General features: G+C 60.3%; 12 protein-coding genes. All 12 read right to left on the reverse strand.

Annotated elements, in window-relative coordinates:
- Positions 1 to 3: 3 nt before the first annotated feature.
- A complete protein-coding gene (gene nuoM / locus AC1DKH_RS21205; protein WP_477753956.1) occupies positions 4 to 1536 on the reverse strand; it encodes an NADH-quinone oxidoreductase subunit M in 1533 nt (510 codons plus the stop codon).
- 39 nt (positions 1537 to 1575) lie between these two features.
- Positions 1576 to 3429, reverse strand: a complete 1854-nt coding sequence (nuoL, locus tag AC1DKH_RS21210; protein ID WP_477799191.1) for an NADH-quinone oxidoreductase subunit L — start codon at positions 3427 to 3429, stop codon at positions 1576 to 1578.
- Positions 3426 to 3734, reverse strand: a complete 309-nt coding sequence (nuoK, locus tag AC1DKH_RS21215; RefSeq protein WP_007946416.1) for an NADH-quinone oxidoreductase subunit NuoK — start codon at positions 3732 to 3734, stop codon at positions 3426 to 3428. The genes nuoL and nuoK overlap by 4 nt, the downstream gene beginning before the upstream one ends.
- 2 nt (positions 3735 to 3736) lie before the next feature.
- Complete coding sequence (gene nuoJ, locus AC1DKH_RS21220) at positions 3737 to 4240, reverse strand: NADH-quinone oxidoreductase subunit J (RefSeq protein ID WP_046037836.1); 504 nt, start codon at positions 4238 to 4240, stop codon at positions 3737 to 3739.
- 9 nt (positions 4241 to 4249) lie between these two features.
- Positions 4250 to 4795, reverse strand: coding sequence for an NADH-quinone oxidoreductase subunit NuoI (gene nuoI / locus AC1DKH_RS21225; protein ID WP_477799192.1), 546 nt, complete (start codon positions 4793 to 4795; stop codon positions 4250 to 4252).
- Between the two features lie 12 nt (positions 4796 to 4807).
- Complete coding sequence (gene nuoH, locus AC1DKH_RS21230; RefSeq protein WP_477799193.1) at positions 4808 to 5815, reverse strand: NADH-quinone oxidoreductase subunit NuoH; 1008 nt, start codon at positions 5813 to 5815, stop codon at positions 4808 to 4810.
- Complete coding sequence (gene nuoG, locus AC1DKH_RS21235) at positions 5812 to 8526, reverse strand: NADH-quinone oxidoreductase subunit NuoG (protein ID WP_477799194.1); 2715 nt, start codon at positions 8524 to 8526, stop codon at positions 5812 to 5814. Before nuoG ends, nuoH begins: the two co-directional genes overlap by 4 nt.
- A 137-nt stretch (positions 8527 to 8663) precedes the next feature.
- On the reverse strand, positions 8664 to 10019 hold the full coding sequence (gene nuoF / locus AC1DKH_RS21240; protein ID WP_477753952.1) for an NADH-quinone oxidoreductase subunit NuoF: 1356 nt from the start codon (positions 10017 to 10019) through the stop codon (positions 8664 to 8666).
- Complete coding sequence (gene nuoE, locus AC1DKH_RS21245; protein ID WP_008053447.1) at positions 10016 to 10513, reverse strand: NADH-quinone oxidoreductase subunit NuoE; 498 nt, start codon at positions 10511 to 10513, stop codon at positions 10016 to 10018. The genes nuoF and nuoE overlap by 4 nt, the downstream gene beginning before the upstream one ends.
- Before the next feature lie 2 nt (positions 10514 to 10515).
- A complete protein-coding gene (nuoC, locus tag AC1DKH_RS21250) occupies positions 10516 to 12300 on the reverse strand; it encodes an NADH-quinone oxidoreductase subunit C/D (RefSeq protein ID WP_007981273.1) in 1785 nt (594 codons plus the stop codon).
- A gap of 74 nt (positions 12301 to 12374) precedes the next feature.
- The gene (locus tag AC1DKH_RS21255) at positions 12375 to 13049 is read right to left on the reverse strand and encodes a NuoB/complex I 20 kDa subunit family protein (RefSeq protein ID WP_046037844.1); all 675 of its coding nucleotides are present in this window, start codon (positions 13047 to 13049) and stop codon (positions 12375 to 12377) included.
- Positions 13050 to 13059: 10 nt separating this feature from the next.
- On the reverse strand, positions 13060 to 13473 hold the full coding sequence (locus AC1DKH_RS21260) for an NADH-quinone oxidoreductase subunit A (protein WP_003223812.1): 414 nt from the start codon (positions 13471 to 13473) through the stop codon (positions 13060 to 13062).
- Between the last annotated feature and the right edge of the window lie 639 nt (positions 13474 to 14112).

The raw sequence follows: 14112 nt of genomic DNA on the forward strand, positions 1-14112 counted from the left end.
CTCTTACCGGGCCGAAGCGAGTTGAGTGAAGGCGGTGCCGAGCCATTGCTGCACGCCATGCATCGTAGCGGCAGAGGTATCGAGGAACGGTTGTGGGTACACGCCGATGTAAATCAGCAGTGCGGCCAGACCGACCACCATGATCATTTCGCGACCGTCCATGCCATGTAACACCGCGTCCGATTTCGACGGGCCGAAGTAGGCACGGTGGATCATGATCAGCGAGTAGACCGAACCGAACACCAGGCCGGATGTCGCGATGATGGTGACCCATGGAGCGATCGGGAAGGTGCCGATCAGAATCAGGAACTCACCGACAAAGTTACCGGTCGCCGGCAAGCCCAGGGAAGCTGCTGCGAAGAACAGGCTTAAGGCTGGCAGGTAAGCGATCTTCGACCACAGGCCACCCATCTCGCGCATGTCGCGGGTGTGAGTACGCTCGTACAACTGACCGGAGAGGATAAAGAGTGCCGCCGCCGACAGACCGTGCGCCAGCATCTGCATCACCGCACCCTGCAGCGCCAGTTGGCTGCCGGAGTAGATGCCGATCAGTACGAAGCCCATGTGGGAAACGGACGAGAAGGCAATCAGGCGCTTGATGTCGGTTTGCGCGAACGCCAGGAACGCACCGTAGAAAATCCCGATCAGACCCAGGGTCATCGCAAACGGCGCGAACTCGGCCGAGGCATTCGGGAACAGCGGCAGGGCGAAACGCAGCAGGCCATACGCCGCAGTCTTCAACAAGATACCGGCCAGGTCCACGGAACCCGCGGTCGGCGCCTGGGCGTGAGCGTCAGGCAGCCAGGAGTGGAACGGCACCACTGGCAGCTTGACCGCGAAGGCGATGAAGAAGCCGAGCATCAGGATGTACTCGGTAGTCGTCGACATCCTGGTTTTCAACAGATCGGCGTAGTTGAAAGTAATCACGCCGGTGTCGTTGAAGTTGACCAGTACCAGACCCAGGATCGCCACCAGCATGATCAGGCCGGAAGCCTGAGTGAAGATGAAGAACTTGGTCGCCGCGTAGATCCGGGTTTTCTTGCCGTCCGAAGAACTGTGACCCCAGAGCGCGATGAGGAAGTACATCGGCACCAGCATCATTTCCCAGAAGAAGAAGAACATGAACAGGTCGAGGGCGAGGAACACGCCGACGACACCGCCCAGGATCCACATCAGGTTCAGGTGGAAGAAGCCAACGTGACGCTGGATCTCTTTCCACGAGCAGAGTACCGAGAGGACACCCAGCAGACCGGTCAGCATGATCATCAACAGCGACAGGCCGTCGAGGGCCAGGTGCACATTGATGCCGAAGCGCTGGATCCAGACGTGTTTGAACTCAAGCGCCCAGGTCGGATCGGCACCCGGTGCCGGAGCAAATGAATAGTCACCGTTGGCCCACAGCCAGAGGCCGAGGGAGAGCAGCAGGGACATGGTGATCAGCGCAATCCAGCGCGGGAGGGTGGCGCCGAAGCGCTCACCCATCCAGCACAGCAGGCCGCCGATGAAGGGGATCAGGATTAGCCAAGGCAGAATCATGACGGGTTCGTTTCCTTTCGCAAATTCGCAAGGTTCATATCAGACCGCTACCAGCACGACGGCGCCAATGACCAGCACGGCACCAGCAGCCATCGAGGCGGCGTACCAACGCAGTTGACCGGTCTCGGTACGGCTCAGGGCGGTGTGACCGCCTTTGGCCATGCGCGGGATCAGACCGATGGTCTGGTCGAGCGGGTCTTTGCGCAGGATGTGGCTGATCGCCAGGTACGGCTTGACGAACAGTTTGTCGTAGATCCAGTCGAAGCCCCAGGCAGCGAACCACCAGGCCGAGAGGATGCGGCCGATGCCGCTGTTGGCGATGGCGGTGACGAAGCGACGCTTGCCGAGGAACAGCAGCGCGGCCAGCAGGATACCGGACAGGGCGATGGCGCCCGAAGCGATTTCCAGACTGTGCTTGGCTTCGCCGCCGGCATGGCCGACGCTTTCCGGCAACACACCGTGCAGCGGCGGAACGATCATCGCGCCGACGAAGGTCGACAGTACGATCAGCACCGACAGTGGCAGCCAGTGAGCGATACCGTGACCAGCGTGGGCTTCGGTCTTCGCTTCACCGTGGAACGCGATGAAGATCAGGCGGAAGGTGTACAGCGAAGTCATGAACGCGCCGACCAGACCCGCGTAAAGCAGACCGTTGTTGCCGCTGGCGAATGCTTCCCAGAGGATTTCGTCCTTGGAGTAGAAGCCTGCGGTCACCAGAGGCAGGGCCGCCAGGGCCGCGCCGCCGACGATGAAACTGGCGTAGGCCAGTGGCAGTTTCTTCCACAGGCCGCCCATCTTGAAGATGTTCTGCTCGTGGTGGCAGGCAACGATCACCGCACCGGACGCAAGGAACAGCAGGGCCTTGAAGAAGGCGTGGGTCATCAGGTGGAAGATCGCGCCATCCCAGGCACCAACGCCCAGGGCCAGGAACATGTAGCCGATCTGGCTCATGGTCGAGTAGGCGAGGATACGCTTGATGTCGGTCTGAACCAGTGCGGCGAAACCTGCGAGAACCAGGGTCACACCGCCAACGATGCCCACCAGGTGCAGGATTTCCGGCGCCAGGGTGAACAGGCCGTGGGTACGGGCAATCAGGTAGACACCGGCGGTCACCATGGTTGCGGCGTGGATCAGTGCCGAAACCGGAGTCGGGCCGGCCATCGCATCCGCCAGCCAGGTTTGCAGCGGCAGTTGCGCGGATTTACCGACAGCGCCGCCCAGCAGCATCAGGGTAGCCATGACCATCCAGAAATCGCCGGACTGGAATTTCTGCGGAGCCAGCACCAGCAGTTCCTGGATGTTCAGGGTGCCCAGTTGGGCAAACAGAATGAACAGGCCGATGGCCATGAACACGTCGCCGATACGGGTCACGATGAAGGCCTTGAGTGCGGCGTTACCGTTGTTGCGGTTGCTGTAGTAGAAACCGATCAACAGGTACGAGCACAGACCCACGCCTTCCCAACCGAAGTACACGAACAGCAGGTTATCGGCCAGGACCAGGAACAGCATGCTGGCGATAAACAGGTTGGTGTAGGCGAAGAAACGCGAGTAGCCGTCTTCACCGCGCATGTACCAGGAGGCGAACAGGTGGATCAGGAAGCCGACGCCAACCACCACACCGAGCATGGTTACGGACAGGCCATCCAGGTGCAGGGCGAAGTTCGGCGTGAAGCCTTCCACCGCCATCCACTGCCACAACACCAAGGTGTAGTGACCGCCTTCCGGCGGGGCGACGTTGAACTGCCAGATCACATAGGCCGCGACGATCGCCGACAGGCCAATGGAGCCGACGCCGATCAGCGCCGAAAGGTTTTCCGAGAGACGGCCGCGAGAAAACGCCAGCAGCACAAAACCGATCAGGGGGAACAGGAAAGTCAGATAGAGAAGGTTCATCCGCGCATCTCACTGGCAGCGTCGATATCGAGCGTGTGGAAGCGGCGATACAGTTGCAGCAGGATCGCCAGGCCAATACTGGCCTCGGCGGCTGCCAGGCTGATCACCAGGATGAACATGATCTGTCCATCCGGCTGCGCCCAGCGGCTACCGGCAACGATGAACGCCAGGGCGGAGGCATTCATCATGACCTCCAGGCTCATCAGCACGAAAAGGATGTTGCGGCGGACCATCAGGCCGACCAGGCCGAGGCAGAACAGGATGCCGGCGACCGCCAGACCATGCTCCATGGGGATAGCAGGCATCGTCATTGCTCCTTGGCTTCGTTGCGGCCCAAGTGGAACGCCGTGACGGCTGCGGCGAGCAGCAGCATCGAGGCGAGTTCGACCACCAGCAGGTAAGGACCGAACAGGCTGATGCCCACGGCCTTGGCGTCTACGGTGGTGTGGCCGATGGCTTCACCGGTCTGGTGGGAGAACAGCACATACAGCAGTTCCACCAGCAGCAGCGCAGCGAGGAGGACCGGGCCGCCCCAGATGCCGGGCTTGAGCCAGGCGCGCTCTTGCTGAGCCGAGGCCGGGCCCAGGTTCAGCATCATCACCACGAACACGAACAGCACCATGATGGCGCCAGCGTAGGCGATCACTTCCAGGACACCGGCAAACGGTGCGCCGAGGGCGAAGAACGTCATCGCCACGGCGATCAGCGAAATGATCAGGTAGAGCAGGGCGTGCACAGGGTTGGTGTTGGTGATCACGCGAAGCGTGGACACCACAGCGATACCCGATGCGAAATAGAAAGCGAATTCCATCTTTCTTCCTTAAGGCAGCAAGCTCTTCACGTTGATCGGTTCGGCTTCATTCTGCGCGGAGCCTTTCGGCTTCCCGGCAATCGCCATACCTGCAACACGATAGAAGTTGTAATCAGGGTTTTTGCCGGGGCCGGAGATCAGCAGATCTTCTTTCTCGTAAACCAGGTCCTGACGTTTGAACTCGGCCATTTCGAAATCCGGCGTCAGCTGGATCGCGGTGGTCGGGCAGGCTTCCTCGCAGAGGCCGCAGAAAATGCAGCGCGAGAAGTTGATGCGGAAGAAGTCCGGGTACCAGCGACCGTCTTCGGTTTCAGCTTTCTGCAGCGAGATGCAACCAACCGGGCAGGCCACGGCGCACAGGTTGCAGGCTACACAACGTTCTTCGCCATCAGGGTCGCGGGTCAGGACGATACGCCCACGGTAGCGCGGCGGCAGGTAGACCGGTTCTTCCGGGTACTGCAGTGTGTCGCGCTTGCGGAAGGCGTGGCTGAAGATCATCACCAGGCTGCGAAGCTGGGTGAAGAAGCCATGCACGATGTCAAATATGTACTTCATGATTCTCTATCCTCACTGAGCCGCGACGGCGGGCGTGTTGAGCAACACGATCGCAGCGGTCACCAGCATGTTGACGAGGGTCAGCGGCAGGCAGAACTTCCAGCTGAAATCCATCACTTGGTCATACCGTGGGCGCGGAATCGAGGCGCGCAGCAGGATGAAGAACATGATGAAGAACGCGGTTTTCAACGCGAACCAGATGAACGGGATCTGCGGCATGATGCCGAACGGACCGTGCCAGCCACCGAAGAACAAGGTCACCAGCAGCGCCGAAATCAACACGATGCCGATGTACTCGCCGACGAAGAACATGCCCCATTTCATGCCGGCGTATTCAATGTGGTAACCGTCGGCCAGTTCCTGCTCCGCTTCCGGCTGGTCGAACGGGTGACGGTGAGTCACGGCCACGCCAGCGATGAAGAAGGTCAGGAAACCGAAGATCTGCGGAATGACGAACCACAGGTTCTGCGCTTGATATTCAACGATGTCGCGCATGTTGAACGAGCCGACCTGGATCACGATGCCCATCAGCGACAGGCCCATGAACACTTCGTACGACACGGTCTGCGCCGAGGCACGCAAGCTGCCCAACAGGGCGAACTTGTTGTTGCTCGACCAGCCGGCGAACAGCACCGCGTAGACCGACAGGCCCGCCATGGCGAAGAAGAACAGGATGCCGATGTTGATGTCCGCGACACCCCAGGTCGGGGTGATCGGGATGATTGCGAAGGCAATCAGCAAGGCGCTCATGGCCACGACCGGCGCCAAAGTGAAGATCACTTTGTCGGCGAACGGCGGCGTCCAGTCTTCCTTGAAGAACATCTTGATCATGTCGGCCGCGATCTGGAATGCGCCGAACGGACCGACACGGTTCGGACCGTAACGGTCCTGCCAGAGGGCGAGCAGACGACGCTCGACCCAGCTCAGCAGGGCGCCGCAAACCACCACGGCAAGCAGAATCACCACGGCCTTGAGGACCGCGATGATGATGTCGATCACTTCAGGAGTGAACAAGGTCATTGAGCTGCCTCCTGCAGACCGTCAACGGAAAAGCCTGCGATCGCTGGCGGAATGCCGGCGATGCCCGCAGGCAATGCCACCAGACCTGCGCCCAGCTCTTCATTGATGCGCAGTGGCAGACGCAGGGTCTGACCAGCCACGTTCAGGCTCAGCATGGCGCCATCGTTGACGCCCAAACGGTCGGCTTCGGACTTGGCCAGCGCAACATAAGCAGCCGGAATGCGTTCCTGAACCGGAGCGGCTTTCGAAGAGTTCTCTTCGCTGCCGAACAGGTGGAAGAACGGCACAACCTGCCAGGTACCTGGAGCAGGGTTGAACGCGCGCGGAACACTGGCGAACCAGTTCAGCGAGTCACCAGTGCTTTCGATCAGGCGGGTGCCCGGGTCGCCAGCGCGGATGTGACCACCGACTTCGTCCTGGAACTTGTTCCAGGCTTGCGGCGAGTTCCAGCCCGGAGACCAGGCGAATGGCACTTGCTGACGCGGTTCGACCGAGCCCGAGTAACCTTCCATCGAGAAGTTGAACGCGGTGTCGTTGTCTTGCGGAGTACGCGGTTCATGCACGTTGATGTCGGCGCGCATGGCAGTACGACCGGAGTAGCGCAGCGGTTCGCGGGCCAGTTTCATGCCCTTGATGCGGAACGCGGCGGACGGTGCGGCATCGACAATGCGGTTCAGGATCGAGGTGCTGGAAGCGACAGCGGCGGTGACGTGGTCGAGTTGGGTCCAGTCGATTGGCTGGTTCAGCAGGGTCGCGCGCAGGGCATGCAGCCAGCGCCAGCCTTCGTGAACCAGGATGCTCGCGTCCATGTACTTCGGATCGAAGACCTGGAAGAAGCGCTGGGCGCGGCCTTCCTGGCTGACCAGCGTACCGTCGCCTTCAGCGAAGCTGGCGGCTGGCAGAACCAGGTGCGCGCGATCGCTGGTGGCAGTCTTCTGATGGTCGGCGACGATCAGCACTTTGGCGGCGGTCAGGGCAGCATCGACACGGGCTTTGTCGGTACGGGTGTACAGATCGTTTTCCAGCACGACGATGGCGTCGGCCTTACCGTCGATCACCGCTTGTAGCGCGGCATCAACCGATTCGCCACCGAGCATGGCCAGGCCGAGGCTGTTGGCCTCTGGCACGATCAGGCTGATGGAACCGTTCTTCTCGCGCAGCTTCAGGGCTTTGGCAATGTTGGCAGCAGCCTCAATCAGCGCCTTGGAGCCCAGAGAGGTACCGGCGATGATCAGTGGGCGCTTGGCAGCGAGCAGGGCGTCGGCGATGCGCTTGGCCAGCTCGAGTGCTTCGCTGTCCAGGCCTTCAACGGCTGGAGCGCTGGCGTCGAGGGCGTGAGCGACGGCGAAACCGATGCGGGCCAGGTCGTCTGGAGCCGCGTGTACGCATTCTTCAGCGATGTCGTCGAGCTTGGTTTCAGCGATGCTTGCGATGAACAGCGGGTTCAGCGCGTGCTGGCCGATGTTCTTCACGGCGGCGTCGAGCCAAGGCTGGACGCGCATGGCGTCGGCCATGTCTTCGGCCTTGCCCTTGACCGATTGGCGCAGGGACAGGGCCATGCGCGCAGCAGTCTGGGTCAGGTCTTCACCGAGGACGAACACGGCGTCGTGGTCTTCGATGTCGCGCATGTTCGGCACTGGCAGCGGGCTGTCTTTCAGCACTTGCAGGACCAGGCGGATGCGTTCCAGTTCGGAGGCTTCGATACCCGAGTAGAAGTGTTCGGCGCCGACCAGTTCGCGCAACGCGTAGTTGCTTTCGAGGCTGGCGCGGGGCGAACCGATACCGACGATGTTGCGACCGCGCAGCAGGTCGGCGGCTTTATCCAGCGCTTCGTCGAGGCTCAGCTTGGTGCCGTTGGCCAGCAGCGGCTGACGCGGACGGTCTTCGCGGTTGACGTAGCCGTAGCCGAAACGACCACGGTCGCACAGGAAGTACTGGTTTACCGAACCGTTGAAGCGGTTTTCGATGCGACGCAGTTCGCCGTAACGCTCGCCCGGGGAGATGTTGCAACCGCTGGAGCAGCCATGGCAGATGCTCGGCGAGAACTGCATGTCCCACTTGCGGTTGTAGCGCTCGGAGTGAGTCTTGTCGGTGAACACACCGGTCGGGCAGACCTCGGTGAGGTTGCCGGAGAACTCGCTTTCCAGGGTGCCGTCTTCAACGCGACCGAAGTACACGTTGTCGTGGGCGCCGAATACACCGAGGTCGGTGCCGCCGGCGTAGTCTTTATAGAAGCGCACGCAGCGGTAGCAGGCGATGCAGCGGTTCATCTCGTGGGAAATGAACGGGCCCAGTTGCTGGTTCTGGTGGGTACGCTTGGTGAAGCGGTAACGGCGCTCGTTGTGGCCGGTCATTACCGTCATGTCTTGCAGGTGGCAGTGACCGCCTTCTTCACAGACCGGGCAGTCGTGAGGGTGGTTGGTCATCAACCATTCAACAACGCTGGCGCGGAAGGCCTTGGACTCTTCATCTTCGATGGAGATCCAGGTGCCGTCGGTGGCAGGGGTCATGCAGGACATCACGATACGACCACGGGTGTCGTTCTCGTCGGTGTACTGCTTGACCGCGCACTGGCGGCAAGCGCCAACGCTGCCAAGGGCAGGGTGCCAGCAGAAATAAGGGATATCGAGGCCTAGCGACAGACATGCCTGTAACAGGTTGTCTGCCCCATCGACTTCGAGCTCTTTGCCGTCTACGTGGATAGTGGCCATGGTTCAAAGTTCTTCGTTGGCCCGGTGTCAGCGGGCGTGGCTAATGGAATCTTGTTATCCGCGTGAATCAACACAGCCGTTAAAGGCGTCATCACACGAAAAGCGAAGGGCACGGACCCTTCGCCTTTTTTAAGCGTTTACGCGCCGACCAGGATCGGCCTTGCCAGAGGCGGGACGGCGGCGCTGACTGGCGCGATACCGGCTTCGAACTCATGGCGGAAGTATTTGATCGCGCTGCCCAACGGCTCCACGGCGCCCGGTGCGTGAGCACAGAAGGTCTTGCCTGGGCCGAGGAAGCCGACCAGACCCAGCAGGGTCTCGATGTCGCCGGCTTGCCCTTCACCGTTCTCGATGGCCATCAGGAGCTTGACGCTCCATGGCAAGCCATCGCGGCACGGGGTGCAGAAGCCACAGGACTCGCGGGCGAAGAACTGTTCCATGTTGCGCAGCAGGGACACCATGTTGACGCTGTCGTCCACCGCCATGGCCAGGCCGGTACCCATACGGGTGCCCACTTTGGCGATGCCGCCGGCGTACATTTGTGCGTCCAGGTGTTCCGGCAACAGGAAACCGGTACCGGCGCCGCCAGGCTGCCAGCACTTGAGCTTGTAACCGTCGCGCATGCCGCCGGCGTAGTCTTCGAACAGCTCGCGAGCGGTGACGCCGAATGGCAGTTCCCACAGGCCCGGGTTCTTGACCTTGCCGGAGAAGCCCATGAGCTTGGTGCCCATGTCTTCACTGCCTTCGCAGGCCAACGATTTGTACCAGTCCACGCCGTCGGCAATGATCGCCGGCACGTTGCACAGGGTCTCGACGTTGTTCACGCAAGTCGGCTTGCCCCACACGCCAACGGCGGCCGGGAACGGCGGCTTGGAGCGCGGGTTGGCGCGGCGGCCTTCGAGGGAGTTGATCAGTGCGGTTTCTTCACCGCAGATGTAACGCCCGGCGCCAGTGTGGACGAACAGCTCGAAATCAAAACCCGAACCCAGGATGTTCTTGCCCAAGAGGCCTGCGGCCTTGGCTTCTTCCACGGCACGGTTCAAGTGCTTGGCGGCGGTGGTGTACTCGCCACGCAGGAAGATGTAGCCACGGTAGGTTTTCAGCGCGCGGGCACTGATCAGCATGCCTTCGATCAGCAGATGGGGCAGTTGCTCCATCAGCATGCGGTCTTTCCAGGTGTTCGGCTCCATTTCATCCGCGTTGCACAGCAGGTAGCGGATGTTGATGGATTCGTCCTTTGGCATCAGGCCCCACTTCACGCCAGTGGGGAAGCCTGCACCGCCGCGGCCCTTGAGGCCGGAGTCTTTCACGGTCTGGACGATGTCGTCCTGAGCCATGTCGGCGAAGGCCTTGCGCGCAGCGGCGTAACCGTTCTTGGCCTGGTACTCGTCGAGCCATACGGCTTCGCCGTCGTCACGCAGACGCCAGGTCAGTGGGTGAGTCTCGGCCGAACGCTTGATGAGGTTGGCCGGACCGAAGGAAGTCAGGGTCATACGTAGCCCTCGAGCAATTTGGCAACGCCTGCTGGCTGCACATCACCGAAAGTGTCGTCGTCGATCATCAACGCCGGCGCCTTGTCGCAGTTGCCGAGGCAGCAGACCGGCAGCAGGGTGAAACGACCATCGGTGGTGGTCTGACCCAGGCCGATGCCCAGTTTGCTCTGGATTTCACTGACCACGGACTCGTGGCCGCCGATGTAGCAGACCATGCTGTCGCAGACGCGAATGATGTGACGGCCCACTGGCTGACGGAAGATCTGGCTATAGAACGTCGCCACACCTTCAACGTCGCTGGCCGGGATGCCGAGGATCTCGCCGATGGCGTACAGGGCGCCGTCCGGCACCCAGCCACGTTCCTTCTGGACGATCTTCAGGGCTTCGATCGACGCCGCTCGCGGGTCTTCATAGTGATGCAACTCGTGCTCGATGGCCGAGCGCTCGGTTTCACTCAAGGTGAAACGGTCTGTCTGGATAAGCGTGCTGTTCATGCTTAGCGGTCCACGTCGGCCATAACGAAATCGATACTACCCAGGTACGCAATCAAGTCCGCGACCATGCTGCCTTTGATCACCGAAGGGATCTGCTGCAGGTGCGGGAAGCTTGGGGTACGAATCCGGGTGCGGTAGCTCATGGTGCCGCCATCGCTCGTCAGGTAATAACTGTTGATGCCCTTGGTCGCTTCGATCATCTGGAAGGATTCGTTGGCCGGCATGACCGGGCCCCACGAAACTTGCAGGAAGTGTGTGATCAAGGTTTCGATGTGCTGCAGGGTGCGCTCTTTCGGCGGCGGCGTGGTCAGCGGGTGATCCGCCTTGTACGGGCCTTCCGGCATGTTGCGCAGGCACTGGTCGATGATCCTGATGCTCTGGCGCATCTCCTCGACACGCACGATGCAGCGGTCATAGGCATCGCCATTGGCGGCCAGCGGCACTTCGAATTCGAAGTTCTCGTAGCCCGAGTACGGACGCGCTTTGCGCAGGTCGAAATCGCAACCGGTCGAACGCAGGCCGGCACCGGTGACGCCCCATTCCAGGGCCTCTTTGGTGTTGTAGTCGGCGACGCCGATGGTCCGGCCACGCAGGATGCTGTTGTCCAGTGCGGCTTTCTGGTATTCGTCCAGACGCTTGGGCATCCACTCGACGAAATCCTTGACCAGTTTTTCCCAGCCGCGCGGCAGGTCGTGGGCGACGCCACCGATGCGGTACCAGGCCGGGTGCAGGCGGAAACCGGTAATGGCTTCGATCACCGTGTACGCGCGCTGACGGTCGGTGAAAGTGAAGAACACCGGGGTCATGGCGCCGACGTCCTGGATGTAGGTACCCAGGAACAGCAGGTGGCTGGTGATCCGGAAGAACTCGGCCATCATGATGCGGATGACGTCGACCTTCTCCGGCACCTTGATGCCGGCCAGCTTCTCGACCGAGAGCACGTACGGCAGGTTGTTCATCACGCCGCCGAGGTAGTCGATACGGTCGGTGTACGGGATGAAGCTGTGCCAGGACTGACGCTCGGCCATCTTCTCGGCACCACGGTGGTGGTAACCGACGTCCGGTACGCAGTCGACGATCTCTTCACCGTCCAGCTGCAGGATGATGCGGAACGCACCGTGCGCGGACGGGTGGTTCGGGCCGAGGTTGAGGAACATGTAGTCCTCGTTCGGGCCGGAACGCTTCATGCCCCAGTCTTCCGGCTTGAAGCGCGCGGACTCTTCCTCGAGCTGCTGCTTGGCCAGGTTCAGGGTGAACGGGTCGAACTCGGTGGCACGCGCCGGGAAGTCCTTGCGCAGCGGGTGACCTTCCCAGGTCGGCGGCATCATGATGCGCGACAGGTGAGGGTGGCCTTTGAAGTCGATGCCGAACATGTCCCAGACTTCACGCTCGTACCAGTTGGCGTTCGGCCAGATGCTGGTGACGGTCGGCAGGCTGAGGTCGCTCTCGGACAAGGCGACCTTGATCATTACGTCACTATTACGTTCGATCGACATCAAGTGATAGAACACGGAGAAGTCGACGCCGTTCGGCAGCCCTTGACGCTTGGTACGCAGACGCTCGTCCACGCCGTGCAGGTCATAGAGCATGACGTACGGCTTGGGCAGGTTACGCAGGAAAGTCAGGACTTCGACGAGTTTGGCGCGGGCAACCCAAAGCACCGGCATGCCGGTGCGGGTTGGCTGGGCGGTGAACGCCTCCGGGCCAAAACGGTTGTTCAGTTCGACGACCACATCCTGGTCGTCTGCCTTGTAAGGCGGGATGTACAGAGCACTGCCTGTAGTCATGGTTATTTTATCGCTTTCGGTCAACGTAAAGAATGAAGCCAGGTTCTCGTTCTATGGAAAGAAGCAGATCTGGATCAGACTTCGTCGGGGCTGCGCAGGTTGGTGACTGCGATTCGCTGTTCGCGGCGCTTTTCCTTTTCGGAAGGCATCTCGGCGCGATACACGCCTTGATCGCCAACGACCCAGGAAAGTGGGCGACGCTCCTGGCCAATCGACTCCTGCAACAGCATCAGGCCTTGCAGGAAAGCTTCAGGGCGGGGCGGGCAGCCAGGCACGTAGACGTCCACGGGCAGGAACTTGTCCACCCCTTGAACGACGGAGTAGATGTCGTACATGCCACCGGAGTTGGCGCACGAACCCATGGAGATGACCCATTTAGGTTCGAGCATTTGCTCGTAGAGACGCTGAATGATCGGCGCCATCTTGATGAAGCAGGTACCGGCGATAACCATGAAATCCGCCTGGCGCGGTGATGCCCGGATAACCTCGGCGCCAAAGCGCGCGATGTCGTGGGGCGCCGTGAAGGCGGTGGTCATTTCCACGTAGCAGCACGAAAGACCGAAGTTATACGGCCACAGGGAGTTCTTGCGCCCCCAGTTGATCGTGCCGTTAAGCACGTCTTCGAGCTTGCCCATGAAAATGTTTTTGTGGACTTGATCTTCTAACGGATCGGAAACGGTTTCCCGCTGGCCAATCGGATACTGCTCGTTAGGAGCATCGGGGTCGATCCTGGTGAGATTGTATTGCATTGCCAAAGCCTCATTGTTTCAGCTTCGCTTGCCGCTTGCGCCGAGCTTCCGGAGCCCAGTCAAGGGCGCCCACTCGGAATAGGTAGACAAGGCCTGCCAACAGAATTGCTATGAAAACGAGAGCTTCGACGAATCCGGTCCAGCCGCTTTCGCGGACGGACACAGACCATGCAAAGAGAAAGAGGGCTTCGATATCGAAGATCACGAAGAGCATCGCGACCAGATAGAATTTGGCTGAGAGCCGCAAGCGGGCGCCACCTGTAGGTAGCATGCCGGACTCGAACGGTTCGTTTTTGCTGCGGCCCCAGGCTTTTGACCCAAGGAGGCTGGAAACACCGAGCATGAAGGCGCAGAGGCCGACAACGCCTAGAAGGAAAATGGCAAAGCCCCAGTTGTGGGCCATGAGTCCTGTCGCTTCGGGCATGCTGGTAATCCTTAACAGAGAGCAAAGGTCTCTGAGCTTGAAAAGAAACAAAGGCAGTGACGATATGTCGCAGCAATCAATCCCGCTGATTTTATGGCTAAACACCCGGCAAGTAAAATTCCTATAGCGAAATTTATTATAGGAATAAGGACATAGTGAGCATGAAAACCCCCACAGGCCTTGCGGCTTGGGCATTAGCCGGCATTTCGTCAATTATGTTTTGTAGGGAATGTAACGAACATTGTTCGCGCTAAATGATAATCAGTATTGTTTGGCGTGGTTTTTAAACTGCTTGTCCTTCGGATACTCGGGAAGTTGTCTTATATGAGCGTTACAGCAAGTAGCGGTGGTGAGCGTTTTAGCGGATTTTCGGACGGTGGATGACGCGCTGGATCAATGTTTTTGTCGAGGCCGCCGCCGATCCTTGTAGGAGCGAGCTTGCTCGCGATGGTCGCGAACGATAACGCGCAAAACCTGACTCCCAGCGGTGCTCTTGAGTTTTTCGCGAGCAAGCTCGCTCCTACAGAGGGGCATTCATTGAATCGCGCGCAAAAAAAACGCCCCGAACCAGTCGGGGCGTCAGATGTGCAGCGCTGCGGTTAGCTTTCTATTCGGTCCGCAGCGGCTGATGTCTCAGGC

This window comes from Pseudomonas sp. 05L36, assembly GCF_056398125.1.